Origin of the sequence: Micromonospora sp. NPDC049230, assembly GCF_040647875.1 — a bacterium.
Taxonomy (GTDB): domain Bacteria; phylum Actinomycetota; class Actinomycetes; order Mycobacteriales; family Micromonosporaceae; genus Micromonospora.
The window spans coordinates 1-15,053 of sequence record NZ_JBEZCZ010000021.1 but is presented as its reverse complement, the minus strand read 5'-3'; the positions used below and the strand labels follow the sequence as shown (position 1 = coordinate 15,053).

12 protein-coding genes and 1 pseudogene are annotated in these 15,053 nt (G+C 71.8%); 4 read left to right on the top strand and 9 right to left on the bottom strand.

Annotation, left to right across the window (positions count from 1 at the left end; genetic code table 11):
• Positions 1–4: 4 nt before the first annotated feature.
• Positions 5–952 (bottom strand): NAD(P)/FAD-dependent oxidoreductase, encoded by a 948-nt coding sequence (locus tag AB0A95_RS18900; protein WP_357557019.1) that lies wholly within the window; start codon positions 950–952, stop codon positions 5–7.
• Positions 953–1,028: 76 nt separating this feature from the next.
• Between AB0A95_RS18900 and AB0A95_RS18895 the strand changes: the two genes are divergently transcribed.
• Entirely contained in the window at positions 1,029–1,469 is a 441-nt protein-coding gene (locus tag AB0A95_RS18895) for a MerR family transcriptional regulator (RefSeq protein ID WP_357557018.1), read from the top strand.
• A 228-nt stretch (positions 1,470–1,697) separates the two neighbouring features.
• Entirely contained in the window at positions 1,698–2,558 is an 861-nt protein-coding gene (locus AB0A95_RS18890) for an ester cyclase family protein (protein WP_357557017.1), read from the top strand.
• A 104-nt stretch (positions 2,559–2,662) separates the two neighbouring features.
• On the opposite strand, the gene AB0A95_RS18885 is transcribed toward AB0A95_RS18890, so the two are convergent.
• The 8 genes from AB0A95_RS18885 to AB0A95_RS18850 form a co-directional block, all read right to left on the bottom strand.
• A complete protein-coding gene (locus AB0A95_RS18885) occupies positions 2,663–4,042 on the bottom strand; it encodes an aspartate aminotransferase family protein (RefSeq protein WP_357557016.1) in 1,380 nt (459 codons plus the stop codon).
• A gap of 133 nt (positions 4,043–4,175) precedes the next feature.
• Entirely contained in the window at positions 4,176–4,883 is a 708-nt protein-coding gene (locus AB0A95_RS18880; RefSeq protein ID WP_357557015.1) for a dihydrofolate reductase family protein, read from the bottom strand.
• Entirely contained in the window at positions 4,880–5,545 is a 666-nt protein-coding gene (gene ribA / locus AB0A95_RS18875; protein WP_357557014.1) for a GTP cyclohydrolase II, read from the bottom strand. Before ribA ends, AB0A95_RS18880 begins: the two co-directional genes overlap by 4 nt.
• A 57-nt stretch (positions 5,546–5,602) precedes the next feature.
• Entirely contained in the window at positions 5,603–6,541 is a 939-nt protein-coding gene (locus AB0A95_RS18870) for a lysylphosphatidylglycerol synthase transmembrane domain-containing protein (RefSeq protein ID WP_357557013.1), read from the bottom strand.
• A gap of 66 nt (positions 6,542–6,607) precedes the next feature.
• A complete protein-coding gene (locus AB0A95_RS18865) occupies positions 6,608–7,426 on the bottom strand; it encodes a class I SAM-dependent methyltransferase (protein WP_357557012.1) in 819 nt (272 codons plus the stop codon).
• Entirely contained in the window at positions 7,423–8,505 is a 1,083-nt protein-coding gene (locus AB0A95_RS18860) for a glycosyltransferase family 4 protein (protein WP_357557111.1), read from the bottom strand. The genes AB0A95_RS18865 and AB0A95_RS18860 overlap by 4 nt, the downstream gene beginning before the upstream one ends.
• A complete protein-coding gene (locus AB0A95_RS18855) occupies positions 8,505–8,903 on the bottom strand; it encodes a 6-carboxytetrahydropterin synthase (RefSeq protein WP_357520820.1) in 399 nt (132 codons plus the stop codon). Before AB0A95_RS18855 ends, AB0A95_RS18860 begins: the two co-directional genes overlap by 1 nt.
• Positions 8,904–8,905: 2 nt before the next feature.
• Positions 8,906–9,889 carry a dehydrogenase gene (locus tag AB0A95_RS18850; protein ID WP_357557011.1) on the bottom strand — a complete coding sequence of 328 codons (984 nt, stop codon included), beginning with the start codon at positions 9,887–9,889 and terminating at the stop codon, positions 8,906–8,908.
• A gap of 349 nt (positions 9,890–10,238) precedes the next feature.
• Between AB0A95_RS18850 and AB0A95_RS18845 the strand changes: the two are divergent.
• Positions 10,239–11,366: pseudogene (locus tag AB0A95_RS18845) on the top strand (choice-of-anchor A family protein); the annotation flags it as partial.
• 228 nt (positions 11,367–11,594) lie between these two features.
• On the top strand, positions 11,595–14,963 hold the full coding sequence (locus AB0A95_RS18840; RefSeq protein WP_357557110.1) for a hypothetical protein: 3,369 nt from the start codon (positions 11,595–11,597) through the stop codon (positions 14,961–14,963).
• Positions 14,964–15,053: the final 90 nt, after the last annotated feature.

The window sequence follows — 15,053 nt, the reverse complement described above, 5'->3', positions numbered from 1 at the left end:
ATGATCAGCTCCGGGCGTTGGCGAACGGGTTGGGCAGGCCGTACTCGACACTGAGCAGGTCCTGGTCGATGATGCCGGCGGCGACCGTGCCGCTGGCCGCGGCGACCACCACCGCGGAGACCGGCATCGGGACGGTGGAGCGTCGCGCCATGTCGCCGGCCGCGTAGACGCCGGGCACGCTCGTCTGGCCGAACTCGTTCACCTCGACCGCGTTGTCGGGGAAGATGGCACAGCCGAGCTGCGCGGCGATCGGGGACCGCTGCCGCAGGCCGGTCTTGATGAACATGCCCGACCGCTCCAACTCCGGTCCGGTCTCGAACTGGATGGCGCGCAGCTGCGGGCCGTCCGCGCGGACCGCGGTGACCCGTTCGGTCCGGATCTCGACTCCGGCCTTCCCCAGTGCGGCGGTGAGCGGCTCCGGAAACTCGGTCTCGCCGTCGGCGCAGAGGACGATGTCGTCGGTGAAGCGGCTCAGGTGCACGGCCAGTCGTACGCGGTCGGGGGTGGACCCGACCACGGCGATGGGGCTACCGCTCACCTCGTATCCGTGGCAGTACGGGCAGTGGAACGCCGAACGCCCCCACAGGGGCCCGATGCCCTCGATCGCCGGCAGGTCGTCGGCGAGCCCGGTGGCCAGCAGCAGCCGGCGTCCGTGCTCGACCTGCCCGTCAGCCAGGACGACGGCGAACGCCTCGGGGGCCTCGCGCTCGACTCTGGAGACCTCGGCGACCTGTAGCCGCACGCTCGGGTAGTGGCCGAGCTGCTCGGCGCCGATGCGCCGGATCTCGGTGGGGGGCGTGCCGTCCTGGGTGAAGAAGTTGTGAACGTTCTGCGCCGGGGCGTTGCGCCCGTCCTCGGTGTCGAGGACGAGGGTGCTCCGGTGTGTTCTACCGAGGCAGAGCGCAGCTGACAGGCCCGCCGGCCCGCCACCGATCACGATCGCGTCAAACACAGCGCGTCCTCCTCTGACAGCAGGTAGTTCTTTGTTTCGGCTTGACTGCTCTCCTACTCTGGAATCTCATGTCAACATGAAGTCAAGTGGTACGCCAAAGACGATGACCATCGGGCAACTCGCCGAGAGGTTCAGGTTGGCCACCCACGTGCTCCGGCACTGGGAGTCGGTGGGGCTGCTCACGCCAGCGACCCGGGTGAGCGGTCGACGGCTCTACCACGACGAGCACATCGCCCGGGTGACGCTGATCCTGCGCGGCAAGTCCGCCGGGCTCAGCCTGGATCAGCTCCGCGAGGTGCTCGCCGCTCCGAACGGCGTGATGCGACGGAAGCTGCTGGCCGAGCACCACGCCGAGCTGGAGCGTCGGATCCGGGAGACGGCTGCGGCCAAGGAGCTGATCGAGCACGCCCTCGAATGCTCGGCGGACGACTTCACCCAGTGCCCGGCGTTTCGTCATCTCGCCGAGGCGGGCCTCGGCGCCGTACCGATCGGGATGATCGCCGGTCCCCGGGGCTGACCGCCCCTGCCACCTCTCCCGCGGTCACTGCGAGTGCTGGCCGATCGGGCACCTCACGTTCACGGGTCGATGGGCGCTGCCGGTCCGGGGCAGCCGCGCCGCACCATTGCGCAATGGCACGGACCGCCGTCGCGGCGGTCGGCGGTGCGGCGAACGCACGGCGATGACGTCGTCGCGCCGAACCGGGTCGGCCGTTTCCGAGGTGGCCCGACGAATGGAGAGGACGACATGATTCCGACACAGGACCCTCCGCTGTCCGGCGGCGACGCGGGGACCACCGCCGCCCTCGTCGAGCGACTGTTTCGTGAGGTGTACAACGGCCAGGCGTTCGACCTGGCCGAGCAGCTCTTCGCCGACGACTACGTGAACCACCAGCCGGGCGCGGCACCTGGCATCTCCGGGCTGCGCCAGTGGGCGTCCACCATGTTGACGATGTTCCCCGATCTCACCGGCACCATCGAGCACATGGTGGTGCAGAACGACCGGGCCATGGTTTTCGTGGCCTGGCACGGCCACATGGCGGGCACCGGCAAGGAACTCAACTCGCAGACCGCCAACCTCTACCGGGTTCGGGACGGCCGGATCGCCGAGCACTGGAGTGTCTTCGACTATTCGGCGCTGGTGCCGTTCGGCATCACCCCTCCCGACCAGGAGCAGCCGGCCAGCGAGCCGGACTGGACGGCGTCACCAGCCGAGCAGGAGAACCTTCGGCTGGTGCTCAGGGTGTGGGAGGAGGTGATGCAGAAGCAGAACCTGGAGTACGCCGACGAGCACTACCGGGCGGACTACATCCAGCACAATCGGTTCGCCGCCCAGTCCGGCGGAGGGCTGGCGGGGATGAAGCAGTTCTTCGCCGGGCTCTTCGTCGCTGCCCCGGACCTGACCGGCACCATCGATCACATCCTGGTCCAGGACGACTTCGTGGCGCTCTTCTCCCGCTGGCGTGGCCGGGAGGCCACCAGCGGACGTGAGTTGAAGCTGCACACCGCGGACCTGCTGCGGATCGAGGACGGACGGATCGCCGAGCACTGGGACGTCTTCGACTACTCGGCGGTCTCGCAGTTCGGCATCATCCCGCCGCCCCGGTAGACCTCGTACCCGAGCAGGGGGAGCGTCGGTGGACGCTCCCCCTGCTCGTTGTCATTCCGGCGCGGGCCGGGAGCGGGACGGCTCCCTCGCCCGCCGCGCCGCGGTCACGCCTGCTCGTACTGCTGGTCGGCCACGGCCAGCGCCTGGTCGATCCGGGCGAGGCCCTCCTCGGCGTCGGCGGCGCTGATGGTGCACGGCGGGGTCACGTGCAACCGGTTCAGGTAGAGGTTCGGCAACAGGCCGAGGGAGAGGCACGCACCGAAGAGCTGCATGGCGTGCGGGGCCAGACGGTCGGGGTTCTCGTAGTCCACCCACATCTGGCGGGTGCCCCGGTTGCGGACCAGTTCGATAGCCCAGATCGCGCCAAGTCCACGGACCTCGCCCACGGACGGGTGACGCTCGGCGATCTCCGCCAACCGAGGGCCGAACACGTTCTCCCCGAGCCAGGCGGCGTGCTCCACCACACCCTCCTCCTTCATGGCGGTGATCGCCGCGACCGCGCTCGCGCAGGCAAGCGGGTGCCCGGAGTAGGTCCCGCCGCCGGGGTACGGCCGCTGCCGGAAGGTGTCCACGATGTGATCGCCGACGATCACGCCCGCCAGTGGCACGTACCCGGAGTTGACGCCCTTGGCGAAGGTCACCAGGTCGGGGCGGACGTCCCAGTGGTCGAAGGCGAACCACCGGCCGGTGCGACCGAACCCGACCATGATCTCGTCGAAGATGAGCATGATGCCGTACCTGTCGCAGAGCTCCCGCACGCCGGCCAGGTAGCCCTCCGGTGGCACGAGGACCCCGCCGGAGGTGCCGGGCACCGTCTCCATCACCACGGCGGCGATCGTCTTCGCCCCCTCCTGGACGATGACCTGCTCCAGATGCGCCAGGGCGCGGGCACACTCCTGCTCCGCGGTGTCCGCGTGGAAGGGCGAGCGGTACAGGTAGGGCCCGAAGAACCGGGCCACGCCGGCGGTGGCGGTGTCCGTGCTCCACCGTCGCGGATCGCCGGTGATCTGGATGGCGGTGTTGGTCGAGCCGTGGAACGAGTGGTACGCGGAGAGGATCTTGTGGCGACCGGTGTGCAGGCGCGCCATCCGGATCGCGTTCTCGATGGCCTCGCTGCCACTGGTGGTGAACAGGACCCGGTTGAGAGAGTCGGGTGCGAGTTCCGCGATGAGCCGGGCTGCCTCGGTCCGGGCCTCCGTGGTGAACATGGGGGCGATCAGGCACAGCTGCTCGGCCTGCGCCTTGATGGCGGCGACCACCTTCGGATGTCCGTGGCCGAGGTTCGCCACGACAAGCTGGGAGGAGAAGTCGAGGAAGCGGTTGCCCTGGTAGTCCCAGACCCAGGAACCCTCGCCCCCGGCGATCGCCAGTGGTTGAAAGCCCCCCTGGATGACCCAGGGACGGAAGATGTGGGCGGAATCGTCCTCAAGGACGTTACGACCTCGGTCGGGATCGGGGGCGCTCGGGTTAACAACAACGCTCATGGCGCTGACGTTACGGACCCACCACACTTGTTCCCAGCGCCGATCGGGCCACCTGTTTGGGCAGGTCGACGAGACCTGACCAACGGCGGAAGGCCAGCAACGCCGGCCCTTCTCCGAGCCAGGACGGGTGGCGTCAGGTTTCGGCGCAGCGGTCGGAGAGGGCGTAGCGCAGGAGCACCACGTCGTCGATCTGGCGGGCCTCGGCCAGCCGGGCGCGGCGGCCCGGGTGCCAGGGGAAACTCCCCTCGCCGACGAACCGTGGGGCGCGGCTGTCGCCGACGAAGAACGGTGCGACCACCAGGTGCAGCTCGTCGGCGAGACCGGCGGCGAGGAACTGGGCGTGCACAGTCCCGCCGCCCTCCACCATCAGCCGGCGTACGCCTCGCGCGGCCAGATCGGCCAGTAGCCGGGCCAGGTCGACAGGCTCCCCCGCGTCCACCACTGTGGCCAGTCGACCGAGACGTTCCTGGGCCTTCTCCAGCCCCCCGGAGGCGCAGTAGACGAGCCGGGCCGGGTCGCCGGCGGTGAAGAAGCGGGCGGTCGGGTCGAGATCACCGTGGGTGGTCAGGGTGACCTTGGTGGGCGAGGCGGGCCGACCACACGCCACCCGTTCGGCCCGGCGGCTCGCGGAACGCACCAGCAGCCGGGGGTCGTCGCGGCGGACGGTGCCGGCCCCGACGAGGATCGCGTCGCAGCTGGCCCGAACCGCGTCGACCCGGTCCAGGTCGTCGTCGTTGGACAGCAGCAGCCGCTTGTCCGAGGCGTCGTCGATGTACCCGTCGATCGAGGTGGCGCAACTGAGCAGCACGTACGGCCGCGTCGGCGCCGGCGGAAGGCTCACCGGTCGGCGGGCCGGTCGGGCGCGGCCGAGACGACCTCCGCCGCCTTGGCGGCCTTGGCGGCCAGGTAGTCGGCGTTGGCCGGGGACAGGAAGACGCTCGTGGGCACCTGTTCGGCGACGTCCACACCGAGGCGGGTCAACTGCACGGCCTTGTCCGGGTTGCTGCTCAGCAGTCGGATCCGCGGCACGCCCAACGTGGCGAGCATCTGCGCGGCGACGGAGTAGTCCCGCTCGTCCTCCCCCCGCCCCAGCGCCACGTTGGCCTGGTAGGTGTCCAGCCCGGCGTCCTGCAACGCGTACGCGTCGAGCTTGGCGTACAGGCCGATGCCCCGTCCCTCCTGCCGCAGGTAGAGCAGGAAACCGCCGGCCTCGGCGATCCGCTGCACCGCCTCGCGCAACTGCGGCCCGCAGTCGCAGCGTTGGCTGCCGAACACGTCGCCGGTCAGGCACTCGCTGTGCGGGCGGACCAGCGGCGGCTCTCCCCCGGCGGCGAGCCGGTCCAGGGCGCCCACCCAGTCGCCCAGGCCGAGGGCCAGGTGCTCCCGAGCGTCCACCAGGCCCTTGAAGGAGAACACCCGGGCGGTCGTGGTGTAGCCATCGGGAAACGTCAACGGCACAGTGACCTGGGTACGGATCGTGGCGACCGGCAATGCTTCGGGCATGGGACTCCTCTGTCCGGCGCCACCGACGTGCGGCGACGCGTGTTTCTCACCACCGACTCAACAGCCGCCGTCGGGGACGGCTTCCCGGGCGGCGACCGGGTGTCGGTTTCGTCGCACCAGCAGCACCGCGGCTCCGGGCAGGCTGGCGACGAGAATCAGTGCACCGTAGACGGTGGCGGTGGCGACGCCCTCGGCCGCGCTGAGGCCGGCCGCGCCGAACACCCAGGCGGCCACCCCCTCCCGGGGGCCGAAGCCGGCGACGTTCAGCGGCAACCCCATGGCGAGCAGGGCGAGCAGCGTCAACGGCAGCAGCAGTGCCAGCGGGGCGTCCGATCCGGCGGTGCGGGCCGCCACCAGGAAGGTGGCCAGGTGGCCGGCGACCATCACCGCGGAGGCGATCAGCACGCCCAGCCAGGTGCGCCGGGACAGCAGCCCGGACCGCACATCCGCCCCGGCGGTGCGCAGCGCCCGCGCCCAGCGCGACGGGCCGGCGCTCGGCACGGCCCGGGCCAGCAGCACGGCGACCAGCCCGCCCCCGACCAGCGACGCGGCGGCGAGCGGCAGATACGGCCGCACCGGCGACGGGAAGACCGCGAGCACCACAAGCGCCACGCCGACGAGCACCACCTGCCCGGCGGTGCGTTCCCAGACCACCGCGCGGATGCCCCGGCTGACGTCACCGGCGTCCCGGCCGTGGCGAACCGCCCGGTGCACGTCGCCGAGCACCCCGCCGGGCAGTGTGGCGTTGAGGAAGACGGCCCGGTAGCAGTGCGCCACAGCGGTCGCCAGCGGCAGCCGCACGCCCAGGCCACCGGCGACGAGACTCCACCGCCACGCCGCGCAGACCGTGGTGAGCACCCCGATGGACAACGCCGCGACCAGGGCGGGCGCGTCGATCAACCGCACCCCGGCGAGGAACGGGCCGCTGCCCACCTGCCACAACAGGACGGCGAGCAGACCCACCCCGCCGACCACTCGTGCCCAGGCCCAGAACATCGACGCCGGCCCTCCCCCTGAAGATCGTTCACCTGCCCTAGTCCACGTACCCAGGGGGTGAACAGTTCATCCACCCGCGAGGAGGTCGGTGTGTTCGAGCAGCACGCTGAGCCGACCGGCCGCCGCGTCGGCCAGCCGACGCCGGGCGTACGCCTGGGCCGGGCCGGCCAGGTCGGGACGCTGCGCGCAGGCCGCGCCCAGCCAACCCCGGAACCACTCGGCGGCCAGGTCGGCCTGCTCCGGGCCGAGCCGCCACGGGCTGGGCCGTTCCCGCACGTCGACGCCGTGCCGGGCGAACGCGGCGGCGGTGGCGGCGACGGCGTCCGGGCCGAGCAGTCGTCGGCCGTCGGCGGTACGCCGCTGGTGGTCGTTGAACGCGGCCTCGACCGCCGCGTCCAGCGGATCGGTCGGGGTGAACCGGACCCGGCCGGTGACCGAGATGGCGAACAGGGTGGGTCGGCCGACACAGGCGGCCACCACCCGTTCGATCTCCTCGGCGGTGAGCATGTCCAGCAGCGCGGACGCGGTGACCAGGGACCCGTCGGCCAGGTCGGCGGCGCTGAGCCGGGTGAGGTCGCCGCGGCGGACGTCCACTGTGACCGGGGCGCCGTCGGCGGCGGTGACCCCGGTCATGCCCTCGGCGGCGCGGGTGAGCAGGTCGGCGTCGCGGTCGTGCAGCACCCAGTGCTGCGGGCCGGGCAGGCGGGTGGCCAGCCAGCGGCTCATCGAGCCGGTGCCGCTGCCCAGGTCGTGGATCACCATCGGGGCGGCACCGGTGAGCCGGGGGCGGACGGCGTCCACCAGGTCCTCGGCACGCGCCGCCGCGTCGGCCGGCTCCCGCAGCCGCAGCCAGTCGGCGAACGGAAGCGTCTCCTCGACGATCATCGCGCCACCTCCTCCAGCACGGCGGCCAGCGACGCGGCGGTCACCGTCCAGTCGGTCAGGGTGTCGCGCCGGGCGAGAGCCGCCCGGCGCAACCGGGCCCGCAGCACGTCGTCGCCCCACCACCAGCTCAGTGCGCCGGCCAGCGCGGCCGGGTCGTCCGGCGGGACCAGCAGCCCCGGCAGGTCGCCGCCGGCGCCGCGGCCGAGCGCCTCGGGGAGGCCACCCACCTCGGTGGCCAGCACCGGCAGGCCGCGGGCCAGCGCCTCGGTGACGACCATGCCGTACGTCTCCGCTCGCGAGGGCAGCACCAGCAGGTCGGCGGCGGCGTACGCGGAGTCGAGCGCCGTACCGGTCAGCGGGCCGGCCAGCCGGACCCGGTCGGCGAGGCCCGCGCCGGCGAGCCGGTCCCGGAGTTGGCGCACCAGCTCGGGCTCCCGGGTCAGGGTGCCGGCGCAGACAAGTGTCCAGGGCACCTCGGGCAGCACTGTCAACGCGTCGACGAGCACGTCGTGTCCCTTGTGGCGGGTGACCGCGGCCACGCAGAGCAGCCGGTTCCCGGCGGTCGGGCCGGCAGGCACCGGCGACGCCGCCGTCACCCCCGGTCGGGCGACCCGGACGCTGTCGGGCCGCAGTGGATGGCGCAGCAGCAGGCGGCGGCGCGTCCACTCGCTTGTGGTGACGACGGCCCGCGCGGTGGCCAGCGCCCGGCCCTCCACCTCGTCGTCCAACGGCATGTGCACGAGGACGACCAGGCGCAATCGGCGGGTGTGCGGGGCGAGCAGGTCCGGCACGGCCGAGGCGAGCAGACCGTCGAGCAACACCACGGCGTCGTCCGGCGCGGCGGCGAGCACCCCGGCCAGTGCCGCCCGGTCGGCCGGCTCGGGGCTCGGCCAGGCCCCGGGCACCGCGTGCTCGTGCACCGCCCAGCCCCGCTCGCCGAGGCCCGCGCAGACGCGCCGGTCGTAGGTGTTGCCGCCACTGGGAGTGGCCGGGTCGTCGATGTCGCCGGGCAGGACGACGTGCACCGTACGGCCGGTGCTACCCGGGCCGGCGGTGGGCGCCGCCCGGCCCGCTTCGATCACAGTGCCCGCTCGTAGCTGGCCCAGGCGACGTGCGACTCGTGCAGGGTGACGGTGATTCCCGCCAGCTCGCGGGCACCCGCGCCCAGGTCACCGGCGTGCACGCGCTCGGCCAGCCGGTCGGCGACGGTGCGGGCCAGCACCTCGGTGGTGGTGTTCACCCCGGCGAAGGCCGGCTCGTCGTCGAGGTTGCGGTAGGTCAGCTCCCCCAGGACGGCCCGCAGCTGCTCGGTGGCCAGACCGATGTCGACGACGATGCCGTCGGCGTCCAGGTCGGCGCGGCGGAAGGTCGCGTCCACCACGAACGTCGCCCCGTGCAGGCGTTGGGCCGGACCGAACACGTCCCCCCGGAAACTGTGGGCGATCATCATGTGATCCCGAACTGTCACGCTGAACACTGTCACTCCCCGTCGTCATAGGTGATGAGGTGGCAGAGCGCGGGCAGGTCACCCGTGCTCAGTCTGGCGAGCACGTCGGGCAGCTCCGCGAACCGGGACGCGCCGGTGATCAGCGCGTCGAAGGCCGGGTCGTCGAGCAGGTCCAGGGCGAGCGCCAGCCGGTCGCGGTAGCTGCGCCGGCCCCGCCGGGCGGGAGCGACCATGCCGACCTGACTGCTGCGTACGGTGAGTCGACCGGAGTGGAACGCCCCGCCCAGCGACACCTGCACCGGGCGGTCGCCGTACCAGCTCAGCTCGATGACAGTGCCCTCCGGGGCGAGCAGGTCCAGGGCGTGTTGCAGGCCGGCGCCGGTGGCGCTGGCGTGCACGACCAGGTCCCGGTCGCCGCTGGCGTCGGCCGGCTGGGCGAAGCCGACGCCGAGCGCGCCGGCCACCCCGGCCCGGCGGGAGTCGACGTCGACCAATTCGACCTGCACGCCGGGGAACCGGGCGAGCAGGGCGGCGACGCAGCAGCCCACCATGCCCGCGCCGATCACGGTGACCCGGTCGCCGACGAGCGGCGCGGCGTCCCACAGGGCGTTGATCGCGGTCTCCACAGTGCCGGCGAGCACCGCGCGGGCGGGCGGCACCCCGTCCGGTACGGGCACCACGGCGGTGGCCGGCACGACGTACGCGCTCTGGTGCGGGTGCAGGCAGAACACCGTTTGCCCGAGCAGCTCCGGCGGCCCCTGCTCGACCTCGCCGACGCTGAGGTAGCCGTACTTGACCGGGCCGGGGAAGTCACCCTCCTGAAACGGCGCGCGCATCGCGGCGTACTGGTCGGGGGGCACCCGGCCGGCGAAGACAAGTGTCTCGGTGCCCCGGCTGACCCCGGAGTAGCGGGCCCGGACGAGGACGTCCTCGGGGCCGGGCGTCGGCAGCGGCACCGGCCGGATCTCCGCCGCGCCGGGCTCGCGCACCCAGCAGGCGTACGCCTCGCGGATCACCCTCGCGCACCTCACCTCTTGTCTCCTGGCCGAACCGGACGGCCGCGTTCGCCCCCGGTCGGGGTCGTCGATCATAAACACGGAGCCACGGCGTCCGCAGTTCGACGAGATCCGCGATCCCGGGTCGCCTCGCCGGTGTGCGCCGGGATGACCTATTCGGACAAAAACCTCATAGCACCTCAAACGCCTCGCTACGCTCCCCTCGCACACTGGACGCAACGGGGGCGTGATGAGGATTTCTTCGTGGGGTGGTCGCAGGTCACGGGCCGCGGCGCTGGTCGCCGTCGGCGGCGTGCTGGCAGTCAACGCCCTGCTGGCGCCGACGCCGGCCGAACCCCCGCTGAACCAGGTCCTGGCCGCGGCCGAGGCCTTCGGGCCGGTCAATCCCGTCGCCGAGGCGCTGAGCTTCGGGGTGATGACCGAAGGCGACGCCGGTGTGTTCGACAACGAGAACGAGGGCACCCTCGCCGTGGGTGGCGACCTCACCTTCGGCGGCTACCAGCTGGCCGGGGCGACCGCCGGGTCGTTCGTGGTGCCGGGCGACGCCAACCCGACAGCCCTGGTCGTGGGTGGACGGGTGAACTTCGCCGGCAGCGTCGGCGGCAGCCGGCTCCAGGTGCTCAACAGCGGGTACGCCAAGGTCGGCGACCTGACCGGCACGTTCGTCCGGGACACCGACAACAACGGCGCCCAGGTCAACACCCGGATCCTGCCGTCGGACAACTACGACGCCTTCCCCCGGGTCGAGTTGGTCACCCGGCAGCCGGTCGCCAGCGTCGGGCCCGCCTCCCCGATCAACTTCGCCGGCGCCTTCGCGAGCTTCCGCGACACCACCGCCGGGCTGGCCACCTGCGACAACACCGTGGTGCTGCGCACGCCGAACGGTGACGTGCTGCCCCGGCCCATCCCGGCGGGCAGCAACGCCGTCGTCACCCTGACCCCCGGTGTGACAAACGTGCTCAACCTCGGCGCGAGCGATCTGAACAACATTCAGACGCTGACCTTCGCCAGTCAGCCCACGGCGGACACTCCACTGCTTGTCAACGTGGACACCAGCGGCGTCGGCAACACCTTCGCCTGGACCGCCCCGAACTTCGCCGGCATCGGCGGCCCGCAGGCGCGCTACATCCTGTTCAACTTCCCGACCGCCACCGCGCTCACCCTCACCCCGGGTGCGGCCACGGTCGAGGGCACCATCTACGCCCCCAACGCCAGCCTCACCGACCTCTCGGCCAGCAACACCGAGGGCAGCGTCATCACCCGTACGCTGGAGCACCGCGGCGGCGAGATCCACTACTTCCCGTTCAGCACCACGCTCGCCTGCGCGGGCGGCACCCCGGCGGACATCGACCTGGTCAAGTCGTCGACCACCACGGTGATCACCAGTGTCGGTCAGCAGGTCCCGTACTCGTTCCAGGTGGTCAACACCGGCAGCGTCCCGCTGACCAACATCTCGGTCACCGACACGCAGACCCCGCCGTCGTCGAACGGCAACCTGGGCCCGATCACCTGCCCGGTCACCACCCTCGCTCCCGGCACACAGACCACCTGCACCGCCACCTACACCGTCACCCAGGCCGACCTCGACAACAACGGCGTCACCAACGTCGCCACCGCACAGGGCAACCCACCCACCGGTCCACCGGTCGTCTCCGATCCGAGCACCCTGACCATCCCGGCGCAGGGGCTCACCGCCGCCGTCACCGTGGTGAAGTCGTCCACGACCGCGTCGATCAGCTCGGTGGGCCAGCAGGTGCCCTACCGCTACCTGGTCGCCAACACCGGCGGTCTGACCCTGACCAACGTCGGCATCACCGACGTGCAGGCGCCGCCGTCGTCGAACGCGAACCTCGGGCCGATCACCTGCCCGGTGACCACTCTCGCGCCCGGCCAGACCACCACCTGCACCGCCACCTACACCGTCACCCAGGCCGACCTCGACAACAACGGGGTCACCGACACCGCCACCGCGCGGGGCACGCCGCCCAGTGGCACGCCGGTCACCTCGCCACCGTCGACGCTGACCATTCCCGAGGCGGGGCTGACCCCGTCGATCGCGGTGACGAAGACCTCCACCGCCGCGTCGATCACCACGGTCGGGCAGCAGGTGCCGTACTCCTTCCAGGTGGTCAACACCGGCGGCCTCACGCTGACCGACATCAACGTCACGGACGTGCAGGCACCGCCCTCGTCGAACGCCAACCTCGGGCCGATCACCTGCGCCGCCACCACCCTCGCCCCCGGCACGCAGACCACCTGCACCGCCACCTACACCGTCACCCAGGCCGACCTCGACAACGACGGCGTCACCAACACCGCCGTCGCCCACGGCACCCCGCCCGGCGGCGGCACACCCGTGGACTCGCCGCCCTCGACGCTGACCCTGCCGGAGACCGGCCTGGTCCCCTCGATCGCGGTGGTGAAGACGTCCACGACCACCACGATCACCACCGCCGGACAGCAGGTGCCGTACTCGTTCCAGGTGGTCAACACGGGTGGGTTCACCCTGACCAACATCGGCGTCACCGACGCGCAGACCCCGCCCTCGTCGAACGCGAACCTCGGCCCGATCACCTGCGCCGCCACCACCCTCGCCCCCGGCACGCAGACCACCTGCACCGCCGCCTACACCGTCACCCAGGCCGACCTGGACTTCGGCTCGGTACGCGACACCGCGACCGCGCAGGGCACCCCACCCGGCGGCCGTCCACCCGTGCAGTCGCCCCCGTCGACGTTGACGATCCCGGGCGACGCGGTCGCGCCGGCGATCGCGCTGGTGAAGTCGTCCACCGCCGCGACCATCAACGCGGTGGGCCAACAGGTGCCCTACCGGTTCCTGGTGGCCAACACCGGCGGCATCACCCTGACCAACGTCAACGTCACAGACGTGCAGGACCCGCCGTCGTCGAACGCGAACCTCGGCCCGATCACCTGCCCGCAGACCACCCTCGCCCCCGGCGAGACCACAGTGTGCACCGCCACCTACACGGTCACCCAGGCCGACCTCGACCACGACGAGGTGACCGACATCGCCACCGCGCACGGCACCCCGACGGGCACGGACGAGCCGGTCGACTCGGACCAGTCGGTGCTGACCATCCCGGCAGCCGACGTCACCCCGTCGATCTCGGTGGTCAAGTCGTCCACCACCACGTCGATCACGACGGTCGGGCAGCAGGTGCCCTACCAGTTCCTCGTGGTCAACAACGGGGGCGTCACGCTGACCAACGTCACAGTCACCGACGCGCAGACCCCACCCTCGTCGAACGCGAACCTCGGGCCGATCACCTGCCCGCAGACCACGCTCGCGCCCGGTGCGGTGACCACCTGCACCGCCGCCTACACCGTCACCCAGGCCGACCTGGACAACAACGCGGTCGTCGACGTCGCCACCGCGCACGGCAACCCGCCGGGCAGTGACACGCCCATCGACTCGCCACCGTCCACACTGACGATCCCGGAGACCGGCCTGGTCGCCGCGATCTCCGTGATCAAGTCCTCCGAGAGCGTCACGATCGGCGCGGTCGGGCAGCAGGTGCCCTACCGGTTCCACGTGGTCAACACCGGCGGGCTCACCCTGACCACCGTCAACGTCACAGACGTGCAGGCACCGCCCTCCTCCAACGCCGACCTCGGCCCGATCACCTGCACGACGACCACACTCGCCCCCGGCGAGTCCACCGACTGCGCCGCCACGTACACGGTCACGCAGGCCGACCTCGACAACGGCGGGATCACCGACACCGCCACCGCACACGGGACGCCGCCCGGTGGGGGGACGCCGGTGAACTCGCCGCCCTCGACGCTGACCATTCCGGAGGCGGGGCTCGTCGCCGACATCGAGGTGATCAAGTCGTCGACGACCGTGGCGATCACCGCGCCCGGGCAGCAGGTGCCGTTCACCTTCCTGGTGGTCAACACCGGCGGCCTCACGCTCACCGGCGTGACAGTCACCGACACCGTGCTGCCGCCGTCCGAGCGCGCCGTGCTCGGGCCGATCACCTGTGGTCCGCAGAACACCCCGAACGGCGCGGTGACCCTGGCTCCGGGTGCCTCCATCCTGTGCCGGGCGACCTACACGGTGACCGCGGAGGACTTCACCGGCACGGCGCTGATCAACGTCGCCACCGCCACCGGCACACCACCGATCGGGCCGGCACCGGTCTCCCCGCCGTCGTCGCTGGACATTCCGATCCCGCACCCGGAGATCGGCATCACCAAGGCGGTCACACCCAGCGTGGTGTCCGCGGTCGGTGACACCGTCACGTACCAGTTCGTGGTGACCAACACCGGCAACACCTCACTCAGCGCGGTGACGGTCGACGAGACCGAGTTCTCCGGCACCGGCACGCCCGGGGCGATCACCTGCGGCACGCCGCCGGTGGCCAGCGGCAGCGTCACGCTGACGGCGGGAGCGAGCACCACCTGCACGTCGACCTACACCGTCACCGCGGCCGACATCGAGGCCGGCCGGATCACCAACACCGCCGTCGCCGCCGGCACGCCGCCGACCATCCCGGGGCAAGCACCACCGGCACCGGTACGCTCCGATCCGGCCACCGCCGAGGTCACGGCCACCCGGGGTGCGGCGATCGCCGTGGTGAAGTCCAGCAGCACCGACAAGATCGGTCGGCCGGGCCAGCAGGTGCCGTTCCAGTTCGTGGTCACCAACACCGGGCAGGTGGCCCTGACCGGCGTGACTGTCACCGACACCCTCACCGCGCCGGCCGCGCCGACGAACCTCGGTCCGATCACCTGCGGACCGGACCGGACACCCAACGGGGCGGTGACCCTGGCGGCGGGCGCCGCCGTCACCTGCTCGGCGACCTACACCGTCAGCAAGGCCGACTACCGCCACGGGTCGGTGCGCAACACGGCGACCGCGACCGGCACCCCGCCGGACGGTCCGGCGCCTGTCTCTCCCGAGTCCACCATCACCATCACGGTAAAGGGCAAGCTCCCGGTGACCGGCGAGTCGTTCCCGATCGGGGGCTGGATGACCGCCGGCCTGCTGGCGGTGCTGCTCGGCGCCACGTTGCTGCTGATCGTCCGGCAGCGGAGGACCCGCGCCTAGGTTCTGTCTCGCGGATCATGAATCTCGCTCGTTAGACCCGTTGTGGCACGAGGCGATCTGACGAATCACGAGTGGGCTGTGCTGGCGCCG